The following is an 18,346-nucleotide window of genomic DNA, read 5'->3' as shown; positions in this document are numbered from 1 at the left end:
CTCCGACAAGTACGGCCGACGGCATCACCAGTGCCAGGCGTCGCCTCCGACGTTCTCGATCGTGCGCTGCAGGACCAGAATTGTCGTTGCGAATTCGTCTTCGGTGATGCCCTGCATGCGCTCGGTCTGCAGTTCGCGCTGCAACGTTTCCGCGCGAGTGAACTGCTCCGCACCAGCAACGGTGAACGTCAACATCGAAGTCGATGCGGAAATCCACCCTTTCGACATGGCCGATTCGATGGCGTCGACGATCGCCCGGGGTGTGTCGTTGTGTCCGATCTTCTCGACCGTCGCGTTGCGGGCGACACCGCCGGGATGGAGCGAAATCTGGTGTAGCAGCCACCATTCGGGTTGTGTCATACCAATGTCGCGTAATGCGCCCTGCGTGCGTCGACGAATAGCCTCGCCTGCGCGGACGGTCCAAAATCCGAGAGGCTGACGTTCGGGTGGTTGCATCGGGCGCGTCGAATTCATGCACGCAACGGTAGAACCTGAAGCGGACTCGAGGTCAAGTGTCAAGGCCACAACGGCTTTCGTGAGTCGGGACCGGTGCCGACTCCCTCCGATCAAACCGACCCATGCCCCAGGTCGAGCAGCTCCTCGTAGAACCCGCCGATTCCGCGCTCGCGGTCGACGAGGTGAATCTCAAGGATCCAGTGGCATCGGCGCCCGGATCGGTCGTTGCGGCGCATCGGTCGGTCGCTCCCAGTCGCGATGTAGGAACCGATCTCCTCGCCGGCGATCTTTTCGTGGGGGAATTCACCGACGAGATGCCCTGCGATGGAGCCTCCGAACTCCCACCCGGACTCTTCGGCGAGTTCGACGACGCGGGCGTACAGCTGCTCCCCGGTGATGTCGGGATGGGCCTCGAAGTGGGCTCGACCGGCATCGAACACCGTCGGGAGGGCATCGCGCAATCGGTGTTTGATCGGGTCGTCACCCAAGACGTAGGTGCGGCCGAAGTCGGCTTCCCACTGCTCGAAGATCGGGCCGAAATCGCAGAAGACGATGTCGTCGTCGGCGATCGTCCTGTTCGGCGGGTTCTGGCGGTAGGGCTCGAGCGTGTTGACGCCGCTGCGCACGATGCGCTTGTGCCAGAACTTGGTGGTTCCGAACATGTCCGACGCGAGGTCGCGGATCTCGTCGCTGACCTGCTTCTCCTCCGCACCGGCGCGGATCAAGCCGTAGTCGGTGATGGCGTCGAACAGTGCGACGGCTTTTGCCTGGGCGTCGATCAGCTTCGCGACTCGGGTCTGTTCGTCCTCGACGGGGGCGGCCATGCCCCGAATCTATCAACCGGTCTGCGTGTCGAAGTAGAGGTGACTGTGGAGCCTGCACCCCGGATTGAATGCCGAAGAGCAGTGCGGGCATTCGGTGACGTTCAGGTAGCTCTCGATGCTGATGCGAGTTCGACATGCGCCGCACAGAACCGCGGGGGAGTCGAAGGTATCCGCAGGCCAGACGGTCCGCGCATGATCCTCGGTCCCGTCGTGGCACAGGTAGCACGGATAGAACTTGCCGCAGCAGTGGAACTCCATCGCGACGATGTCGAGGGCCGTCGCGTAATGGATGCATCTTGTCTGATCGTCGACGGTGGGTCCGTGCACGGTGACCATGTCGTGCCCTCCCATCGGGTGTGCGCGGGTTTCGACGCACCTTACAGATCAGTCGGGTATGGACGCGACGTCGGGAGCGACGACGCCGAACAGATCCGAGATCGCGGCGAGGCTTGCTACCTGCAGAGCCGAGGCGGCCGCGTCGGGAAGGCGTCGTGTTGCGGTTGCACTTGCGACGACCGTCGGCTGATATCCGAGACTGAACGCCCCACGCGCACTGGAATTGATGCACATGTGAGTCATGAAGCCCGCCAACACCAATTTGTCTTGGCCGAGCGCCTTCAACGTGTCGTCGAGGTCGGTGCCGACGAACGAATTCGGGAAGTTCTTGACGATGACCTTCTCGTCGCCCTGGGGTGCGACGCGGTCAACGATTTGGCCGATGTCGGCCGTGACGTCGTACGGGGTTCCGACGCCCGCGTCGTGCATGATGTGCACGATCGGGGTGCCTGCGCGTCGCGCACGATCGAGCAGCGTTGCCGCAGCATCCAAAGCGGGCTGAACGTTCTCCAGTTCGAGCACACCCTCGGTGTACGTGTTCTGGCAGTCGATCATCACAAGGGTGGAGTCGCTCAGCGCAGCCGGAGCATCGGGTAGGCCGGTGAGCTGGCGCAGGGTCACGGGTTCGGTCATGTCTGCCTCCTGAATTGGTTCGTTCCTGCAGGCTCCACTCTCGCCCGGCTCGAGCGTATCCAGGCTTTGGTTGCATGCGAGTTGCAGCTACAGCGGCACCCATACGATTGCATCCATGAGCACCGAAAGCGCACGCGGATCTGCATGGTCGACGGCGGCAGTGATCGTCGGAATCGTCGCGGCGGGCACCGTCGTCGCGGGTCTGTTGAACGAGCCGCAGTCCGACGCAATCTCGATCCCCGGATGCGACGAGGTCATCCAACCGGAGGAGATGGAGCGCATCAATGGTGGGATTGTTGGTGGCGGCGACGCTTCCTGGCTGTCCGAACCAGAGATACAAGCACTGTCCGACGCGTTGGTGCAGTCGGTGCCGGAGGGCGTCGTCGTCGAACAGGATCCGTCGTGGCCTCCGTTCGCTTTCGAGTCAACAACCGGCGGGGAGGAAGTAACCGCGGTCGGAAAGGTGTCCGTCGACGGTTACGACGGTCAGCTGGTCGTGCGGGTGCTGCACTCCGACGACGGGCCCGGCCCTTGTTTCGCCGGAACCGTCGACGAACGACGTACTGACGACGATGGAATCGTTCTGGACATCTCCGATCGCCGCGTTATCGCTTACGTGCCGGACGGCAGCAAGATCGATGTGTCGAGTGATGTACTCACGCGAGACCAGATGATCACCGTCGCAACGGATCCGGGCTTACGCGTCGGCGATTCGTAGGTCGGAAGCGGGCTCCCACCGAAGTAGGTCACCGGGCTGGCAGTCCAGTGCTTCGCAGAGCGCTTCGAGTGTCGTGAAGCGAACGGCCTTGGCGCGCCCGTTCTTCAGCACGGCGATGTTGGCAGGCGTCACGCCGACGAGTTCGGCGAGAGTGCCGACGGACATTTTCCGACGCGCGAGCATGACGTCGATGTCGATGACGATGGGCATCAGATGACTTCGTCGAGTTCGGACTGCAGCTTGGTGGCTTCGGTATCGCGCGCAACCGCCTGTGCCAGCAGCATTCTCAGCACGAGGACCAGCAACGCAACTCCTCCGATCACCAACGATGCGCCGCAGATCAAGCCGACGATTCCAGGCGGTACCGCTTCGCCCGGAGCCAACACCACCGCGAGAGCGAACGCAAGAACGGCAGCTGCCGTCACCGCGCCGATGATGACGTCGACGAACCGAAAAGATTTGGTGGAGAACACGGTTCCCTTGCGGACCAGCGTCAGTAGCTTCCACACGCAGATCGCGACGATTTGGAGGGTGACGATCCCGAGCACGACGATCACGACCAGCGGTACACGCACCGAGGCGGGCGCGTCGTCGAGATCGATCCACGTCAACGGCACCATGACGGCTTGCACGAACACCGAGCCCGCAAGCGCGAGCGCGATGACGACTCGGAGAGCTGCGACGACGATCCGTCCCATGGCAGGTCCTTCCTATCGAGCTCCGATACAAAACTATCGATTATCGATAGATGATGCCATCAGTGCGGCGGAAAGGGAAGTGCGTGATTCAGGGTTCTCGGTCAGGACGCGGTGAACTGTCCGCGGCTCGGGATGTGGGGGGAGGTCGTGTTCACCGTGACGCTCACGCGTCCGGGACCCGTTTCGATGGACGCAATGGTGCGCGCATTCGGCCCGTCCCACCCACTGACGGCCCATGGCCTGCTTCCGGTTTGTCCCGTGTCGAGGTTGCGCCACTCGATTGTGCCGTCCACCAAGCAGACTCGCGAGACGCCGATGAAGTGCGTCGTGAAGGTCAGGTAGTTCGGGGGATACGGAGCGTCGTAGTCCGATGCTGCTCGGACATCGATGTAACCGACGCAGGCAGCGAGCTCGCCGACGACGAGCCCGCGTCCGAACGTGATGATCGGGGAGAAGTTCACGGTGTCGGCCTGGGCGACAGAGGAAGGGGCAATCACAGTCGCCCCGGCCACGGCTGCAACGGCGACAACGCGGGCAACGGTTCTGCGCAACTTGAACGCGGACATGCTGTGCCTTCCGTCAAGTGGTCTGTGCTGGGTGAGTCGTGATGACCATCAAGGTGCAACGATGCACCCTGGGCCAACAGGGATCGCGGGATTCACGGTGACCGTCTGGACCGGACCGCCGGCAGACGTTTGGTAGGCCATCAACGAATGGGAGCCCGGTGCGGTGGGTGTCCACAGCGTCACCTTGTGCCCGAGGATGACCGGCGTGCTGTAGTACGGGTCGAAGTTCCACGCGAGTTCCTGTGGGAGCATGACCGATTCGTTGGTGTAGTCGACGATGTCCGTGCGCGGCTCCGTCAAGTTCTCGGTGCGGGCCACTACGAGATACGTGCATCCGGCGCCGAAAGGCGTGGTCGGTCCGGCGCTGAGACCCGGCAGGATCGTCAGATCCACTACTTCAGCAGATGCACTCGGAGCGGCAGCAAGCGTTCCTACGGCGCACGCAGCGAGGGCGGAGAGAGTGACGCGCAACAAGTTCATACCGATGGGTCGGAAATTCTGCCCAGGGTGTTACGGCTGGTGTTCAGTGACGCGGCTCGGCGAATTCATGCCCACCGGGCCAGCCCTCCGGGAAAATCCTCACCCGCTCCTCCAATCCTCACGCGATGCATTGGATGAGAATCAGGAATCGACGTGAGGATTCCGCAGCAGGCGACCACGTAACACTCAGCTACGGCGGTGCGACGTGCGAAATCGGCGTCAAGGGTCAGCTCACGTGCACATCCATGGGCCGTTCGTTCGTGGCGTGGACGCCTTACTTGAACGTGTCCTGAGCTGAGCGCCTGCGGCGCAACGAGATTCCCGACAGAAGAACCAAAGCCGCACCGGCGACGATCAACGCGAGGTGCGCCCTCGGGACCCACAGGTCGAGCACGAGGATCTGCCACAGCACCCACCCGATGGCCAAAGCCCCGATCAGTCCGGCTGCAGTGGATGCACCGGTGATGTCGACGAGCAACGCCGTCGCGCAGAGGAGCGGCAACATCCCGAGGAACACCAGCACGAACAGGCCCGAGTAGCGGTAGTCCCACGTGTGCCACGACGGGAGCATGTCGACGCGCAATCCCAGCGAACGGCCCGAAGAATCGGTCACCAGGGACACTCCGTTGAACAGTCCTGCGGCGCCGAGCACGGCCAAGATTGCTGCGGTCGACAGTTTCCTCACGACCACAGTGTGTACGACCTACCGCCGAGGATCCACCAGAACCTTCGCGTGCACGCTCTTGCCCGAATCCAATTCGTCGAACATTGCGGTCAACTCACCCAAGCCGATGGTTCCGGTGTGCAGTGACAGCACGTCGACGCGGCCCTCGGCGATCGCCGTCATCGATCCGACGAAGTCCTCGTGCGAATAGGCGAGCGATCCGATGACCGTCAGCTCGCGACTCTGCCAGTCGCCGTAGCTGACCTGGGAGTCCGTGCCCGGGTAGCCGAGCAGCGACAGTATTCCGCCGCGGCGCACCAACTCGGCCGACGGCTGGAAAAGCTGTGCGACGCCGGTGCATTCGAACAGCACGTCGGCACCGAGTCCGTTGGTCGCGGCCTTCAGGACATCCGCGAGTTCCGACGGCTCGACCACATCGCGGAACCACAGCTTCACGGCCGCGTCGCGACGCGCCTGCGACGGCTCCGACACGATGACACGTCCCGCGCCGCTGTTGCGCGCGTGCTGTGCGGTGAGGAGTCCGATGGGGCCTGCGCCCTGCACGACCACCGTCGATCCCACCTTCATCGCCGTGCGCTTGACGGCGTGGAACGTGACGGTGGCAGGTTCGACGAGGGCAGCCTCTTCGTCGGACAGCGCGTCGGGAACGGGGACGACACGACGCTCGGACACTGCCAACACCGTGCCGAAGCCGCCGTGGACGGGTGCGTCGTCGGTGATGCCGTTGGCCTCGGCGAAGGCGAGATCGCAGTGCGCCGCATGACCGGCGGTGCACATGGGGCACTTGCCGCACGCAGGCCCGACGCCTGCCACGACGCGCTGCCCGACGGTCACCGTCGTCACGCCCGATCCGATGGCCAGCACCTTCCCGGTCCACTCGTGCCCGAACACCGCCGGCGGCAGCGCAGCCGACGCGTAGCCGTGTGTATCCGTCGCGCAGATTCCGCAGTAGGTGATCGCGACGACGACGCCGAATTCGGACGGCTCCGGCATGCGCGTCTCTTCGACGGTCTCGGCTTGCTTGGGAGCGACGATGTGGACGTAGCGATTGGCGTTCGTTTCGGGCATGACGTGGCCACTTTCTCGACGGGGTTCGGCGAGGCCATCTTACTCTTCAGCTTGTCAAGTAAGTGAATTACACCCGAATCAGTGCAGCCGTGGGACCAGGACCGCCGTCCCCGTAGACGACGATCACCACCGGCCCGGCGCCGGTGGGCAGCACGCCTGCCCGATCGCTGATCCCCGCATCTCCCGTACGCAGGTTCGCCCAACCGATGTGTACGGACGGCCCGCCGAGCGTCACCGTCACGCGCTGGGCCGCGTGATCGACGACGGCATCGCCGCGCAATTCGAACCTCACGGCGTCGACGCCCACGACGCTCGGCTGCGCTGCCAACGCGGCGACCTCGGTGGGAACGCCGGCTTCCTGCAGGGCGCTGACCGGGTCGACGGGTGGGTTCGCGTGTGCGACGGAGCCGAGGCCGAAACCGACCAGGATCGCGATCACGGCCGCCGCAATCGCAGACGCGGCCCTGGCGAGAGGCTTCATCCGGTCTCCGATCGTCGGCTACGGTCACGAAGCCTCAGTCTGACCCGCGCGCGTCCTCCATGGGATCGAAGTGATCGGATCGTGTTCTCGGGCGGAGATCGAAATAAGAGCTACCGCGACACCGAGCCTGGTCCGGCTCCGTCGCTCCCGCACAATCACCCAAGGCGCATCCCGGGGTGGAGGTGGGCGCGTCGGGACATTTCGTTGCGGAGAGCTGGAGCTGGCAACACCAGCCTGCCGACGGGGTTGTCGTCGGCGCAGGCTGTTCCCGACGGTACGGCCGGTCGCCCTGTAATGTCCCCGATCGTGATTAAAAGAATGGTAAAGCGTTGCGCGGTCATCGCTGGCGCTGTTGCCGTGACGGCTGTCGGCGCGCCGTCGTCAGCGCACGCGCATCATCAGGAGTTCACGCCACTTCCGGTGGCGTACTCGCTGGGAGAACAGTTCTCGGTGCCGTGCAGCGGACAACTCACCGGCGCTGTTCATACGCCGCACGACAACCCCGGGCACGTGACGGTGTCGGTGTCGTGGCTACCGTTCTTCACAGGTCAGTGTCACAACGCGATATTCGTGAACTACTGGTCCGCAGTGGGCGAAAACGGCGAGGGTAGTGGTACGCGCCTGATCCTGCTGCCGTTCGAGTCGCGGGCTTTCCAGCCGCTGACCGGGCAGATCACGTTCCCCATGGCATCGGGTGGAGGATCGATGACTGTGACGACCAACGGGGTGAGTACGACGTACTTGGATCCGTTGGCGAACACGGTCAGATTCACGGTCGCCTGAGTCAGTCGCCGATGTAGCCAGTGTCAGGGTTGATCTGGAGCAGGAAGTCTCTGATCGACTCGCGGTGTTCGGCCACTGACGACGGCTCGAATGCGGAGGGGTCGTTCGCACGATCCAGCACGCTGGGGTAGGCCTTGCACAGGGAGCTGGAGTAGCCATAGCCCTCGTTCGGTCCGGATTCCCAGGTGTAGTCGTACGAGCCGGATTCTCCCGGTCGTGCTGTCACGGTGAAGGTTTCGCCATCGACGATGACGGTGAACGGACCGTCATCCGCGGTCGGGCGTGCGTCGTCCGGGAGTTCGTCCTCGCCAATGCTCATGTCGCGTTCCTGTTCTCACTGGGGCGCCATGAGACTAATCGGGACCGGCGCACGAAGCGACGGAGTTTCTCAGCGGTCACAGGTTTCGAACGCGATGTCCCACTTGCGCTGATCTCAACCGGATTCCCGTGTCGTCAGTGCGCGAGTGGGACATCACTCCCGTTCGGTTGCGCAACGGCCGTCATTGGCAAAGATGCTGTGCCGCAGATAGTCCCATCATTCCGCACACGAAAGTGCGGGACACTTTCCATTCGCCGTCCGAGCGCACGAACGGGATCGGCCCCACTGGATAGGGCTCCGCGCCGAGAAAAGTGGCCTGACCGGACGCCTCCACTGCGTCGGGGCCGACGGGGACAGCGGAGATGAACTCGACTTGTTGAGGGTCGTGCTGCGCGCCCCATTCACGGGCGAGGGAAAGGTTGCCGTCGCTGGGACCCTCGATGAGGCGCGCCCGATCTTCCTCACGAATCGAATAGTCGTAGGACGCGCGGAAGAGAACCGTGAGCTGCTCAGGAGTGGGCTCGGGATCGTTGACAGGTTCGGGTGCTGCGGCGAACTGGGTGGGCCGAACAAGTGCGTTCGATTGCGGTGAATCGATCTCTCCGGTCGGTGAGCAAGCAGCAATTCCTCCCACAATACTGCGACAGCGCTCGCGCTCAGCAGCATTCGCCTCATCGTGTCATCGAGAACCGACATCTGCCTCTTCCTGTCCCTCGTACCGCCAGTTCCTGCGTCGTCGTCGATCGCACCGGCATCGACGCGTCACCGGGCACAATATGGACCGAGCGGAGACTCGGCGCGGTGGATCCGAAAAGTAACGCGCAGATGTTGTAGCTAGAGCTTATATAAGTCAAAGACGGTATTGCTGTCGCCATGCACGCGTTCGACATCCTCGGCGACCCGGTGCGTCGGCGAATTCTCGAACTGCTCGCCGACGGTGAGCAGACCTCCGGTGCGATCACGGACGTCATCCGGTCCGAGTTCGGAATCTCTCAACCAGGCGTCTCGCAGCATCTGAGGGTGTTGCGCAACAACGGCTTCGCATCGGTTCGGGCTGACGGCACTCGCCGGTTCTACGCCGCTGAGCCCGCTCGACTGCATGAGGTCGACGTCTGGCTCGACCGGTTCCGTCGGTTCTGGGATCAGCGCCTCGACGCTCTGGGGACAGAGCTGGCCCGAGGGAAGCGTGCAGCTCGAACCAATGCCGATCGATCATCGAAGGGAACGACACCGTGAAAGACGTACTGGACGAACTCGCCGCCGCACGCCGCACAATGGGCAGCGGCAGCGTGCCCGCCGGCGAGGCGTACACCATCGAGATCCGTCGTCGATACGACGCGTATGTCGACGACGTCTGGGACGCCATCACCAAACCCGAACGGCTGCAACGATGGTTGAAGCCGGTGACCGGCGATCTGCGACTCTGAGGAAAGTTCGAACTCGACGGAGGTGAGCCGCGAGATCCTCGCGTGCGAGCCACCGCATGTCCTCGAGGTGTCCTGGCTCTTCGGGCCCGAGGCCGACGCGTGGCCCGGCACCAGCGAGGTGCGTGTGCGCCTGACTCCAGGCCCGGCCGATGACACCGAACTCGAGCTGGTCCACGCAGTAGTTCTCGAAGAGCCTCTCTTCCCGACGTATGGCCCCGGCTCAGGCGGCGTCGGCTGGGATTTGTTCCTCCTCGCGCTGTCCCGTCTGTTGCACGGCGACGAAACCGTCGCGCATGAGGAGCTCGAAAAGTCCTCCGAAGCACGTGAATTCATCCGATGCAGTGCTGCGGCGTGGGGTGAGGCGCACCTCGCAGCCGGTGGCGAACCAGGGCATGTCGCGGCCGCGGTCGAGGCAACCACGAAGTTCTACGACCCCGATGTGTCCTGAACCAATCTCGTTCGCCGGGTTGTAAGTCAGGGAGCAAGCGCGGCGCATATTTGGGGACGACGAACCCGGGAAGTGAGTCATTCGAACAGTCGACGAGCGGAATGCCCGATTTGCCTGGCCTGTAATGTCCGTTCCCATGATCAAGACAGCGGTGGCGAGGTTGGCAGCAATTGCCGGTGCAGTGGTGGTGTCGGCTGTCGGTGCGCCTGCATTGGCGCACGCACATCACCAGGACGTCACTCCGCTTCCGGTGGCGTACTCACTGGGTGTGAACTTTTCGGTGCCGTGCAGCGGACAGTTGACGGGCTTCGTACATACGCCGCACGACCGGCCAGGAATGGTGACGGTGAGTGTGACGTGGCTGCCCTTCTTCACAACCCAGTGTCACAACGCCATCTCTGTGAACTACCTGTCTGCCTCTGGTTCCGACGGCGCAGGGAGCGGAAATCCGTCGATTCTGCTTCCCTCCGACTCACGGGCGTTCGTTCCTCTGACCGGCCAGGTCACGTTCCCGATGCCATCAGGTGGCGGCTCGGTCGTCGTCGCGCCCAACGCGGTGAGCACGACCTACCTGAACCCCTTGGCGAACACCGTCAGATTCACGGTCGCCTGACTCGTCCGAATTCGCGAAAATCTGTCGGCAGGTGTTGTTTCACCATCACGCGCGGCGGATCATCGCCGACGAGCCGGGAATCATCCCGTCGGTGATGCGGGCTTCGAAACCGAATCGTTCGTACAGTCGTCGGCTTGCGGGCGTCGTGGATTCGAGAAAAGCTGGTGCGGAACCGATTTCGTCCAGACGATACTGAATCAGCGACGTGCCCACTCCTGTGCCTCGGGCTCGCGCCGATGTAGCGATGTCGTGGATGTACCAGTGCGGTTCGTCCGGTCGTTGATCTTCGATCGCTCGATCATGTGCCTGACCGACTTCGGTAGGACTGAAGCTCCGGGACTCGTCGCGGGGGCCGGGAGGTTCCCATATCAGCGCGCCGAGCAACTTTCCGTCCTCGTCGACTGCGACGTCCACGTGCTCGGGTGTGCCCTCGACCTCGCTTGCGTAGAACTCGGCGAGCGCGCGGCGTCGCGTCGACGCATCGGGGAGATGCGCTGCCCATACCGGATCACCGTCGAATGCCTCGCTGAAGATCTCGCCGATTTCGCTTGCGTCAGAGGCAGTTCCGGGTCTGATCGTTGCCACGGGTGAATCCTTTCATCGGGCCGTAAGCCCCCGCCAGCTTAGCGCGAGCCATGCGGTCCGAAATTTTCAGGCGACATTTCGACCGGAACGGGGAGCCTTGTCCGCGAGCCATGGACCGACGAGGATGCTGGGGTGAGCTTCGTCGAACGAGTCCAACGCGCGATCCGACTGACCGAGGACCTGAATTTACTGCGTTATGCCGAGCAGGATGCGATTCGCGCGGCATGGAGCGAGCTGACCGGCAGAACCGTCGACGAGTCCTTTCATCTCATCCCGCCGGTCTATTCGGATCATGGAATCAACATCACCGTCGGCCGCAACGTCTTCGTCAATCAGGGTTGCCGTTTCAACGACATCGGCGGAATCGACATCGGCGACGACGTCATGATCGGCCCCAGCGTCAGCCTCATCACCTCGGGCCATCCGATCGGCCCGGACGAGCGGCGGACGGGTATCACGTCGGCACCCATCGTCATCGGGCGAGGCGTGTGGATCGGCGCGTCGGCGATGATCTTGCAAGGGGTGAGCGTAGGCGACGACGCCATCGTCGCGGCGGGTGCCGTCGTCACGCGAGACGTTCCGGCTCGGACGATGGTGGCAGGGGTTCCGGCGTCGGAGATCAAGACGCTGGATCAGTGACGAGACATCATGCAGGCGTAGCTGTTTCGAGGTACCTGTTCGCGTGCTCGATGAGGTAGCTGAGCTGAGTGCGCGTCTCGGCGATGGCCTGCATCTGTTCACCGAGACGGTCGTGCTCGGCGAGCATGATCGCGATGGACTCCCGAGTGACATCCGACGACGGCGCGTCCACGCACGGCAGGATCGATGCGATGACCGTGCTCGACAGGCCGGCCGAATAGAGCTGACGCAGCAGCCTGACTCGATCGACCGCGTCGGCGTCGTAGACACGGTGTGCGCCGGACCCGCTGCGCCGTGAATTCAGCAGGCCGCACTCCTCGTAGTAGCGCAGCGATCTGACGCTGGCCCCCGTGCGTCGCGCCAATTCGCCTATCCGCATGGGTGACTCCCCTCACAAAGACTTGAACCTGACATCGACGAGAGGTTCTACGGTTGATTCGAACATACTCCTCGATTCGAAGGCGAAGGCCCGTCAATGCTCGCAGTGCAGTACAACTCGTTCGGTGACCCCTCGGTGCTCGAAGTCGCCGAGCGTCCCGATCCGCACGTCGGACCGAATTCCGTGCGCATTCGTGTCCTGGCCGTCAGCATCAATCCGATCGACAGACTCCTGCGCGCAGGGCATCTGAAAGAGGTTCTGCCGCTGGAGCTACCGGCCATCCCTGGTCGCGACGCCGTGGGCATCGTCGACGAACTCGGTGACGGTGTCACCGACGTCGCGATCGGCGACAAGGTGTTCGGACTCGGGGGCGTCAGCGACACGACCGCCGAGTACGCAGTCCTCACCGCGTGGGCGAAGGTGCCTGCAGTGTGGAGTGACGACGAGGCTGCCGCGGCGGGGCTGGCGTCGGTGACCGCGCTACGAGCGTTGGACGCACTGGGCCACGGCTCGACTCTGCTGGTCGACGGTGCCGCCGGCGCTGTGAGGAGCGCGGCCGCAGCCTTCGCAGTCGCCGACGGGGTGCGCGTCGTCGGCACCGCCAGCGAGGCCAACCACGAGCGCCTCCGTGCCATGGACGTAACGCCCGTGACCTACGGCGACGGACTCGTCGACCGCGTCCGCGCCGTAACTCCCGAGGGCGTCGACTTCGCCTTGGACGCAGCGGGATCGGGGTCGCTTCCCCAGCTGATCGAACTTGCCGGTGGCGCAGCACATGTCGTCACCGTCGCTGATCATCAAGGTGCGAGCGAACTGGGGGTGCGCAGCGTGAACGCCGAAAACGATTCGGCTCTACTGCGTCGCGCAGCAGCCTTCGCCGACGCCGGGCACTACACGCCGCACGTCAGCGAGGTCATGTCGTTCCGCGATGCGGCGCGGGCCCACGCTCGGTCCGAAGCGGGTAGCGGGAAGATCGTGCTGCGAATCGATGGCTGACGGCCGGGCTCGCGAATCCTCACTCCCGGTCGTAATGCTCAGGCGATGCATGCCGTGAGGATGAGAATTTCGAGTGAGGATTCGGCGCCGACCCGCCTACAACGTCGTCTACAAAAACTGATAGCGGACTGAATCGAAACTCGACGCTGTCCCTCCTTCCGGAATTACTTTCTGCTTCAATTTTGTTTGAAGCCCTTGTCGTTCGACCCTGTTCGCAGACTGAGGCTGAGCGCCATGGCCCCCGAACGGCGTTGCTCAACTGGTGAAGATCGCATCTCTGTACTCGAACCCAGGACTCACCTGGAGTACGAGGTCCGCAGGATTGCTAGCTTCGAACGCGATCTTGAACTGACTTTCCCTCGACGGCAGGATGACGGTGGACGGGGCGCCACTGATGCCGTTGGCGGTATCGAAATCTTGATCACCTTCAGCGTTGCCGCTCTGCAGCGACGCGGAGAACAGTGCCGGGTCGTAGTTCTTGTCGGACCCATTCACAATCGTCACCGTGAATGCAACAAAAGATCCCGTAGGGTCGTCGGTCGAGGCCGACGCACTCGGGAAGTAAGGCTCGGGTGGACTGACACCCACCGCGACTCCATCCCGGAAGGTAAACGCCTGCCCGAAGGTGGAGTTCGCTGAATCCGACTCGACCGTCGAATCCGGGGAGGCTTGTTCGCCGGGCTGGTTCGATCCAGCGCCGGGGTCCGCTGTGGGCGCGCCTTCTTCTTGGCTACAACCCGCAACGCCCAAGACGAGCATGGCGGTAGCTACTGCAGTAGTTAGTAACTTGAGCATGGCAATCCGTTCACTCGTGTCCGATATTTCGGTCACCCCCTCCTCAGATCGCCGGTGTGTGATCTGCGTTACATACCGTGTGGATAGCGCGGCTTGGGGCCGCATTCCGGAGGGTCATGACATCGCCAACTATTGGCGCGTACTGCCCGGCGTCGGCGAAGGCTGCTGCTCGGCGACAATGCGAACACGGGTGGCGAAGCCGCAATAACATCGGCGGCATGCTCAGTGCGGAAGAGTTGACCCACCGTATTCGCGAACGAGGCCTGCCGGAACCGGTCGTTGCGTTGGCAATTCTTGGAGGAGCTGCGGTGCACCCAGCATTGGAGTATGAAGTCGACTCCATTCACCTCGACGGCGACGGGCCGTCGTTCAGCGTCATCGAGCAGTCGGGGCGGGGCGACCTCGTACCTTTGTGGACCTTGTCGGCAACGGTCACCGTCTTTTCTGCATCAGACGGCACGTTCCTGGAGTGGAGTGCGGAGGACGAGGAGCCCTGGACGATCTGGCCCGACTTCGCAGCAGTAGTGAGACATCTCCTGACCAACCTGTACGAGGCATCGGCGTCGGAACAGCACCGACAGGAGATCGCGGCACTGCTGCTTCCGGAGCGCCAGGCTGTCGGTTCTTTAATGCCCGAGCAGCGTTGACCGGGGGCTCGACGGTTGTGGGCCATAACCGCCGAATTCAGCGTGCGGCTATGCGCCTGAGTGAGGAAGTGGGCTGGTCGCAGGAAGTTTCGGCCGGCTGAGCATGTACGTCGCAGTTGACGCTAAACCTCAGGATTTAGTGTCCGATCACAATCTTCGCGATTGAACCAAAAAAAGTAGTGATGCGTTTCCGTTCGAAGAACATGATTTGTGCCATGATGGGCGGTGTGCCGGTCACCAAGAACAACCCCCAGTATGACGAGCCACCTGTGCGGTCTGTGGTGCTCACGGTCTACTACGCCCCAATAAGTGACCTTGGTCTACCCCTGGCGCTCGAACTATCGAAACTCTGGATGGGCAGCTACCCGGCCGTCAGCCAAGAGACATTGCGGCCACGGCCGCCTGAGCTCCCGGCTACCAGCCCTTTCGAAGGCGATTCATGGCCATTCCCGCGAATCGTGCAGACGGATAGCACTCTGAGTAGGGCCATCTCGTATCAATTCGACCAGATTTCGCTGAGATGGACATTCGACGGTGGGGTTCAAGCCAACAAGTATCCGGGCTTCGAGGAACTTTTTCTTGAATTGACCAACGTTTACAATGATTTTTTGCAAGTTGTGAACAAGATCAGTGAATCGCATGTGATAGTCCAAGGTTGCGGCTGTGAATATTCGAATTCGTTCGACGCCACTCCGCCAGAAAATTGGGCCGTCGGTTTCATGACCGGTTGGAGCTCAGGTATTCCAGATAAGTCGGTAGTGACGGGGCAGAACGAGGTTTTCATCCGATTCTCGGGAGAATCAGCTGTTGATGACGTCGACAAGACTTATTCAGTGCAAGCGAGCCGTGGAAAGACACACGGATCTTCTATCCGAATCAGAGCGACTGCCCGCTATCGCAGCGCCGATGGCAGCGATTCGACCGCAACCGAGTCCGTCAACGAATTTGCGGCTGTATCAGTGTTGATGAATTCGGCCCACGATCTATTGATAGAGAAATTCGAAAGCGCAAGCAGCGACTCGATGAAGGAGGAATGGGGTAAGCATGAGTCTTCACACGCATAACGAGTCCGTAGAAGATGAACCGCTTCGAGTCCCACGCGCTTGGGCGCTTCGTTACCCGCCGTATCGTGCAGATTCGGCGTCCGCATCGGCTTTCGACGAGTGGTTGGAGTTGGAAGAAGCAACTCCTGCATGGGCATCTTCGTCATCGGTGCACGGATCCGAGCCCTCGGCATATCACCACGGCCAGCAGAAAATTGGAGAATTCTTACGTGAATCGTCCATCGACGAGGTAATGTTTACCCGCGCCGCTGAGATGATGAGGTACCTCTTCACCTCGAAGACCATCTTCGCGTCGATCGCGCCAGATGATGGCGACTTAATTTTTTACTGGAAGGCTGCACAGCTTTCCATCGAGATCGACTTGCTCGCGAATGGCAATGCCTGGTGGTCGGTTGACGGTATTGAAGATTCCGAGTTCACCGGCAGCAGTCATGAGCTTCCTCTAGTCGCGTTGAAGCACTACCTCAACATTTTTTCGAAAGAGGTGGAAATGGTCAACCCGAGCTGGCGTAACCTGCAAGAGCAGTGAGTCAGTTCGTAGACGCGGCAACACCACGGGATGACGATGCCTGGATCGTCGACGACGTATCGGTGGCCGACGAGGTTTATTTGCATCGCCGGGTCAAGAAGATCCCGACTCATTTCGAGACCAAAGACTGGATGACCGGCGAGGCAGTCCTGCACCCTGCCGCGTACAGGCTGGACAACGACGGGATGTCGGTGCAGATCGATACATTGCTCAACCGCTGCCCCGCATCGCGAGATGACTTGTGCGAGTGGGGAACCTACGGAGTCGGAGTGTTTGCCGCCCGCGTACCGCGTAGTGCGGGAGGCGGAGTGATAGCCAGCGAGGATGAGCGTGATTCAATCCTCGGGAAGGCTCACGGTCTTGTTCGTCCCCGACAGAGGGGCGACAAAGTCCATTGGAGAGCTGTCCGAAAAGAGCTGATTAAGAACACTAGGTGGTTCCCCAAGGCTCCTATTGTGTTGTAATGCATAGCCTTCGCGTGTCGATCAGGACCTCGTCCGTGCCGATGTCATAGCCAGATGGTGGAACGATGTAGAGGGTACTGAGTCGGTAGACATCGGCTCTGCGCGCTGTCACCACCACGTGCACGGGCATTCCATCGGCGGGAAGCTTGCCAACGGCGCCAGTGAGGACACAGTTCGGTTTTGCTCGTCGACGACACCGAAGCCGACGATGTCCTGCAATGAGGTCAACGTGGTGACGTGAAAAGCGAGCTGCCACAAGCGATTGCTGGGAGCGGCCGGCGGTATATCCCAGAAATCCCCGGCCGTACCGTCGTAGAAGAGGGTGGCCCAGGGCATGCCTCCGGTGACCGTCCAGTCGTACAAATGGTTGTCGTTCATCGGAACGGACCACACGGAGCGGTCGCCCAACTGCACCAGAGTCGGAGTGCCTGCGACTGCAGAACCATGCGGTGGCATCCAGGTCGCCGGGTTGAATGCGTTCTCCGCAATGAGCACCCTCAGCTGGCTTCGGAACAGGCGCAATGTCCGATTCGACGAGTTGCCGATGCGCGGTTGGATCACAATCTGGGACTGATTGCCGGGGATGCCGTCGAGCACCGCATAGCGGGACACCTCAGCCACTATCGACGGAGCAGGAGCGGCTGGGGCCGGCCCGGCAGGCGGGGCTATTGCGCTGTCGCTGTTCGGAGCCGTCGAATTCGAACTGGTCGGGTCGAACACCAGAAACACAGCCGCAACGACAACCACCAGCGCCGCGAGCAGTGCCCAGAACTTGGTCGACGTACCACGCCGTGGGGCTTTGCCGACCGGACCACCTGGGCGTGTCGAGCCACGGCGGGCGGGCCTGCGCTTCGGCTCCGGAGGCGCGCCCTGGCCGCGGGTCTTCGGGTCCAGGAGAAAGTCGGGAATGTACGTCGCAGTCGCCGGATCGATGGTGCGCTCCCCACGTACGGCGGGAGGCGTTACCCGGGCCGGCTTTGCGGGGACAGCGCGGGGTGGCGGCGCTGACACCTGGCGTTGCTCGACGCTCGGGGCGGCAGGTGGCTCCGGTGTTGTAGCTGCCGGTGATGGATCGTCCTGCGAATGTCTCTGGTTCCACAGTTCGTTGCGCATCGCGGTGATTCGACGGGCCTGTTCAGGCTGGCGGATGGACTCGAGGAGTTCTGCTGCGCGAGCCATCGCGATGTACACGTCTTGCTCGGACATCTCAGCGAAGTGCGCCAGGTTGTTCCTGTCATCCCGAATCGCCGATGCGAGTCCTTCCGTCGTCTTCTTCGTGTTCTGTCGCCGCTTCTTCACGAACGCTGGTGCTTCGCGAAACTCCTCGGTCAGCATTCGGAGGCTTGCCTGAGGGTCTCTTTTCGAATACTTGGTGTTGAATTGGCGTTCGTTGTTCCTCGTTGCGGTCGCCCCATCCTTCTTGGCGAGCAAATCAGGCCAGTTCGGACTCTCGATGCGCGTGAGGAACTGATCGAGCCCCTTGGCCACTTCGTCCTTGTAGATGCCGTACAGCCGTGTCTGCCAGTCGAGGGCCATCGTCCAACTTCCTGCCGTAGTCGCTCGATACGACCGCACTGTCGCCCGGGGCGCACGTCGGTTGCTAGATCGTACTGTTATCGATGTGGCCGTGATGGGCGGAAACTTCGATCCCGTGGACTCTCAAGTGCAGCTTTCGCCGGGGTTCTACCGAATCGAGGCGGCGATTTAGTCTGT

General features: G+C 62.2%; 29 protein-coding genes. 12 read left to right on the top strand and 17 right to left on the bottom strand.

Annotated features, from left to right (window positions below; translation table 11 throughout):
• Positions 1-24 precede the first annotated feature (24 nt).
• The 4 genes from DK926_RS05075 to DK926_RS05060 all read right to left on the bottom strand — a co-directional run bounded on the left by DK926_RS05075 (position 25) and on the right by DK926_RS05060 (position 2,249).
• Positions 25-360, bottom strand: coding sequence for a hypothetical protein (locus DK926_RS05075; protein WP_243636655.1), 336 nt, complete (start codon positions 358-360; stop codon positions 25-27).
• 206 nt (positions 361-566) lie between these two features.
• A complete protein-coding gene (locus DK926_RS05070; protein ID WP_114329236.1) occupies positions 567-1,280 on the bottom strand; it encodes a M24 family metallopeptidase in 714 nt (237 codons plus the stop codon).
• A gap of 12 nt (positions 1,281-1,292) precedes the next feature.
• Positions 1,293-1,616, bottom strand: coding sequence for a CHY zinc finger protein (locus tag DK926_RS05065; RefSeq protein WP_243636654.1), 324 nt, complete (start codon positions 1,614-1,616; stop codon positions 1,293-1,295).
• A gap of 48 nt (positions 1,617-1,664) precedes the next feature.
• A complete protein-coding gene (locus tag DK926_RS05060) occupies positions 1,665-2,249 on the bottom strand; it encodes a cysteine hydrolase family protein (RefSeq protein ID WP_114329231.1) in 585 nt (194 codons plus the stop codon).
• 115 nt (positions 2,250-2,364) lie between these two features.
• On the opposite strand from DK926_RS05060, the gene DK926_RS05055 reads away from it, so the two are divergent.
• The gene (locus tag DK926_RS05055; RefSeq protein WP_114329229.1) at positions 2,365-2,967 is read left to right on the top strand and encodes a hypothetical protein; all 603 of its coding nucleotides are present in this window, start codon (positions 2,365-2,367) and stop codon (positions 2,965-2,967) included.
• Here the strand turns inward: DK926_RS05055 and DK926_RS05050 are convergent.
• From DK926_RS05050 to DK926_RS05020, 7 genes are all read right to left on the bottom strand, one after another.
• On the bottom strand, positions 2,947-3,177 hold the full coding sequence (locus DK926_RS05050) for a helix-turn-helix transcriptional regulator (protein ID WP_068422918.1): 231 nt from the start codon (positions 3,175-3,177) through the stop codon (positions 2,947-2,949). The two genes, DK926_RS05055 and DK926_RS05050, sit on opposite strands and share 21 nt — an antisense overlap.
• On the bottom strand, positions 3,177-3,665 hold the full coding sequence (locus DK926_RS05045) for a DUF2975 domain-containing protein (RefSeq protein ID WP_114329227.1): 489 nt from the start codon (positions 3,663-3,665) through the stop codon (positions 3,177-3,179). Before DK926_RS05045 ends, DK926_RS05050 begins: the two co-directional genes overlap by 1 nt.
• A gap of 101 nt (positions 3,666-3,766) precedes the next feature.
• The gene (locus DK926_RS05040; RefSeq protein WP_114329225.1) at positions 3,767-4,231 is read right to left on the bottom strand and encodes a hypothetical protein; all 465 of its coding nucleotides are present in this window, start codon (positions 4,229-4,231) and stop codon (positions 3,767-3,769) included.
• Between the two features lie 48 nt (positions 4,232-4,279).
• The gene (locus DK926_RS05035) at positions 4,280-4,624 is read right to left on the bottom strand and encodes a hypothetical protein (protein ID WP_243636653.1); all 345 of its coding nucleotides are present in this window, start codon (positions 4,622-4,624) and stop codon (positions 4,280-4,282) included.
• A gap of 361 nt (positions 4,625-4,985) precedes the next feature.
• Positions 4,986-5,396 (bottom strand): hypothetical protein, encoded by a 411-nt coding sequence (locus DK926_RS05030; RefSeq protein ID WP_243636652.1) that lies wholly within the window; start codon positions 5,394-5,396, stop codon positions 4,986-4,988.
• Between the two features lie 18 nt (positions 5,397-5,414).
• Positions 5,415-6,464, bottom strand: a complete 1,050-nt coding sequence (locus DK926_RS05025; protein WP_114329219.1) for a zinc-binding dehydrogenase — start codon at positions 6,462-6,464, stop codon at positions 5,415-5,417.
• Between the two features lie 67 nt (positions 6,465-6,531).
• A complete protein-coding gene (locus DK926_RS05020; protein ID WP_114329218.1) occupies positions 6,532-6,945 on the bottom strand; it encodes a hypothetical protein in 414 nt (137 codons plus the stop codon).
• A 357-nt stretch (positions 6,946-7,302) separates the two neighbouring features.
• On the opposite strand from DK926_RS05020, the gene DK926_RS05015 reads away from it, so the two are divergent.
• Complete coding sequence (locus DK926_RS05015; protein WP_243636651.1) at positions 7,303-7,728, top strand: hypothetical protein; 426 nt, start codon at positions 7,303-7,305, stop codon at positions 7,726-7,728.
• Between the two features lies 1 nt (position 7,729).
• Here DK926_RS05015 and DK926_RS05010 read toward each other — a convergent pair whose 3' ends face one another.
• Together DK926_RS05010 and DK926_RS05005 are read right to left on the bottom strand one after the other, a co-directional pair.
• Positions 7,730-8,047 carry a hypothetical protein gene (locus tag DK926_RS05010; RefSeq protein WP_114329214.1) on the bottom strand — a complete coding sequence of 106 codons (318 nt, stop codon included), beginning with the start codon at positions 8,045-8,047 and terminating at the stop codon, positions 7,730-7,732.
• Between the two features lie 181 nt (positions 8,048-8,228).
• The gene (locus DK926_RS05005; RefSeq protein ID WP_114329212.1) at positions 8,229-8,681 is read right to left on the bottom strand and encodes a hypothetical protein; all 453 of its coding nucleotides are present in this window, start codon (positions 8,679-8,681) and stop codon (positions 8,229-8,231) included.
• 239 nt (positions 8,682-8,920) lie between these two features.
• Between DK926_RS05005 and DK926_RS05000 the strand changes: the two genes are divergently transcribed.
• The 4 genes from DK926_RS05000 to DK926_RS04990 all read left to right on the top strand — a co-directional run bounded on the left by DK926_RS05000 (position 8,921) and on the right by DK926_RS04990 (position 10,535).
• Positions 8,921-9,283 carry a metalloregulator ArsR/SmtB family transcription factor gene (locus DK926_RS05000; RefSeq protein WP_114329210.1) on the top strand — a complete coding sequence of 121 codons (363 nt, stop codon included), beginning with the start codon at positions 8,921-8,923 and terminating at the stop codon, positions 9,281-9,283.
• Positions 9,280-9,474, top strand: coding sequence for a hypothetical protein (locus DK926_RS26835; protein WP_207890741.1), 195 nt, complete (start codon positions 9,280-9,282; stop codon positions 9,472-9,474). Before DK926_RS05000 ends, DK926_RS26835 begins: the two co-directional genes overlap by 4 nt.
• 22 nt (positions 9,475-9,496) lie before the next feature.
• The gene (locus DK926_RS04995) at positions 9,497-9,922 is read left to right on the top strand and encodes a hypothetical protein (protein WP_207890740.1); all 426 of its coding nucleotides are present in this window, start codon (positions 9,497-9,499) and stop codon (positions 9,920-9,922) included.
• 136 nt (positions 9,923-10,058) lie between these two features.
• On the top strand, positions 10,059-10,535 hold the full coding sequence (locus tag DK926_RS04990; RefSeq protein WP_243636650.1) for a hypothetical protein: 477 nt from the start codon (positions 10,059-10,061) through the stop codon (positions 10,533-10,535).
• A gap of 45 nt (positions 10,536-10,580) precedes the next feature.
• Here DK926_RS04990 and DK926_RS04985 read toward each other — a convergent pair whose 3' ends face one another.
• Complete coding sequence (locus DK926_RS04985; protein ID WP_114329206.1) at positions 10,581-11,120, bottom strand: GNAT family N-acetyltransferase; 540 nt, start codon at positions 11,118-11,120, stop codon at positions 10,581-10,583.
• 132 nt (positions 11,121-11,252) lie between these two features.
• On the opposite strand from DK926_RS04985, the gene DK926_RS04980 reads away from it, so the two are divergent.
• A complete protein-coding gene (locus DK926_RS04980) occupies positions 11,253-11,759 on the top strand; it encodes a DapH/DapD/GlmU-related protein (RefSeq protein ID WP_114329204.1) in 507 nt (168 codons plus the stop codon).
• Between the two features lie 7 nt (positions 11,760-11,766).
• Here DK926_RS04980 and DK926_RS04975 read toward each other — a convergent pair whose 3' ends face one another.
• Positions 11,767-12,138, bottom strand: a complete 372-nt coding sequence (locus DK926_RS04975) for a MerR family transcriptional regulator (protein ID WP_114329202.1) — start codon at positions 12,136-12,138, stop codon at positions 11,767-11,769.
• A gap of 96 nt (positions 12,139-12,234) precedes the next feature.
• Between DK926_RS04975 and DK926_RS04970 the strand changes: the two genes are divergently transcribed.
• Positions 12,235-13,134: an NADP-dependent oxidoreductase gene (locus DK926_RS04970; RefSeq protein WP_114329200.1), complete on the top strand. Its 900-nt coding sequence runs from the start codon at positions 12,235-12,237 to the stop codon at positions 13,132-13,134.
• Between the two features lie 255 nt (positions 13,135-13,389).
• Here DK926_RS04970 and DK926_RS04965 read toward each other — a convergent pair whose 3' ends face one another.
• Positions 13,390-13,965 (bottom strand): hypothetical protein, encoded by a 576-nt coding sequence (locus DK926_RS04965; RefSeq protein ID WP_125833380.1) that lies wholly within the window; start codon positions 13,963-13,965, stop codon positions 13,390-13,392.
• 182 nt (positions 13,966-14,147) lie between these two features.
• On the opposite strand from DK926_RS04965, the gene DK926_RS04960 reads away from it, so the two are divergent.
• The 4 genes from DK926_RS04960 to DK926_RS04945 all read left to right on the top strand — a co-directional run bounded on the left by DK926_RS04960 (position 14,148) and on the right by DK926_RS04945 (position 16,633).
• Complete coding sequence (locus DK926_RS04960; RefSeq protein ID WP_114329196.1) at positions 14,148-14,576, top strand: hypothetical protein; 429 nt, start codon at positions 14,148-14,150, stop codon at positions 14,574-14,576.
• Positions 14,577-14,791: 215 nt separating this feature from the next.
• The gene (locus DK926_RS04955; protein WP_114329194.1) at positions 14,792-15,640 is read left to right on the top strand and encodes a hypothetical protein; all 849 of its coding nucleotides are present in this window, start codon (positions 14,792-14,794) and stop codon (positions 15,638-15,640) included.
• The gene (locus DK926_RS26430; RefSeq protein WP_125833379.1) at positions 15,621-16,169 is read left to right on the top strand and encodes a hypothetical protein; all 549 of its coding nucleotides are present in this window, start codon (positions 15,621-15,623) and stop codon (positions 16,167-16,169) included. The genes DK926_RS04955 and DK926_RS26430 overlap by 20 nt, the downstream gene beginning before the upstream one ends.
• Positions 16,166-16,633, top strand: a complete 468-nt coding sequence (locus DK926_RS04945) for a hypothetical protein (RefSeq protein ID WP_114329190.1) — start codon at positions 16,166-16,168, stop codon at positions 16,631-16,633. Before DK926_RS26430 ends, DK926_RS04945 begins: the two co-directional genes overlap by 4 nt.
• Before the next feature lie 108 nt (positions 16,634-16,741).
• On the opposite strand, the gene DK926_RS04940 is transcribed toward DK926_RS04945, so the two are convergent.
• Entirely contained in the window at positions 16,742-18,169 is a 1,428-nt protein-coding gene (locus tag DK926_RS04940; RefSeq protein ID WP_114329188.1) for a Swt1 family HEPN domain-containing protein, read from the bottom strand.
• Positions 18,170-18,346 lie beyond the last annotated feature (177 nt).

This window comes from Rhodococcus sp. Eu-32, from assembly GCF_003336925.1.
Classification (GTDB): domain Bacteria; phylum Actinomycetota; class Actinomycetes; order Mycobacteriales; family Mycobacteriaceae; genus Rhodococcoides; species Rhodococcoides kyotonensis_B.
The sequence above is the reverse complement of the archived record's forward strand: the minus strand, read 5'-3'. Positions and strand labels throughout refer to the sequence as shown.

Coding starts and splice junctions, on each gene's coding strand:
- DK926_RS26430 (WP_125833379.1), top strand. CDS start 15,621: ATGAGTCTTCACACGCATAACGAGTCCGTAGAAGATGAACCGCTTCGA.
- DK926_RS05040 (WP_114329225.1), bottom strand. CDS start 4,231: ATGTCCGCGTTCAAGTTGCGCAGAACCGTTGCCCGCGTTGTCGCCGTT.
- DK926_RS05000 (WP_114329210.1), top strand. CDS start 8,921: ATGCACGCGTTCGACATCCTCGGCGACCCGGTGCGTCGGCGAATTCTC.
- DK926_RS04940 (WP_114329188.1), bottom strand. CDS start 18,169: ATGGCCCTCGACTGGCAGACACGGCTGTACGGCATCTACAAGGACGAA.
- DK926_RS05025 (WP_114329219.1), bottom strand. CDS start 6,464: ATGCCCGAAACGAACGCCAATCGCTACGTCCACATCGTCGCTCCCAAG.
- DK926_RS04960 (WP_114329196.1), top strand. CDS start 14,148: ATGCTCAGTGCGGAAGAGTTGACCCACCGTATTCGCGAACGAGGCCTG.
- DK926_RS05020 (WP_114329218.1), bottom strand. CDS start 6,945: ATGAAGCCTCTCGCCAGGGCCGCGTCTGCGATTGCGGCGGCCGTGATC.
- DK926_RS05045 (WP_114329227.1), bottom strand. CDS start 3,665: ATGGGACGGATCGTCGTCGCAGCTCTCCGAGTCGTCATCGCGCTCGCG.
- DK926_RS05055 (WP_114329229.1), top strand. CDS start 2,365: ATGAGCACCGAAAGCGCACGCGGATCTGCATGGTCGACGGCGGCAGTG.
- DK926_RS04970 (WP_114329200.1), top strand. CDS start 12,235: ATGCTCGCAGTGCAGTACAACTCGTTCGGTGACCCCTCGGTGCTCGAA.
- DK926_RS05010 (WP_114329214.1), bottom strand. CDS start 8,047: ATGAGCATTGGCGAGGACGAACTCCCGGACGACGCACGCCCGACCGCG.
- DK926_RS04975 (WP_114329202.1), bottom strand. CDS start 12,138: ATGCGGATAGGCGAATTGGCGCGACGCACGGGGGCCAGCGTCAGATCG.
- DK926_RS04990 (WP_243636650.1), top strand. CDS start 10,059: ATGATCAAGACAGCGGTGGCGAGGTTGGCAGCAATTGCCGGTGCAGTG.
- DK926_RS05065 (WP_243636654.1), bottom strand. CDS start 1,616: ATGGTCACCGTGCACGGACCCACCGTCGACGATCAGACAAGATGCATC.
- DK926_RS05060 (WP_114329231.1), bottom strand. CDS start 2,249: ATGACCGAACCCGTGACCCTGCGCCAGCTCACCGGCCTACCCGATGCT.
- DK926_RS04955 (WP_114329194.1), top strand. CDS start 14,792: ATGATGGGCGGTGTGCCGGTCACCAAGAACAACCCCCAGTATGACGAG.
- DK926_RS05075 (WP_243636655.1), bottom strand. CDS start 360: ATGACACAACCCGAATGGTGGCTGCTACACCAGATTTCGCTCCATCCC.
- DK926_RS05050 (WP_068422918.1), bottom strand. CDS start 3,177: ATGCCCATCGTCATCGACATCGACGTCATGCTCGCGCGTCGGAAAATG.
- DK926_RS05070 (WP_114329236.1), bottom strand. CDS start 1,280: ATGGCCGCCCCCGTCGAGGACGAACAGACCCGAGTCGCGAAGCTGATC.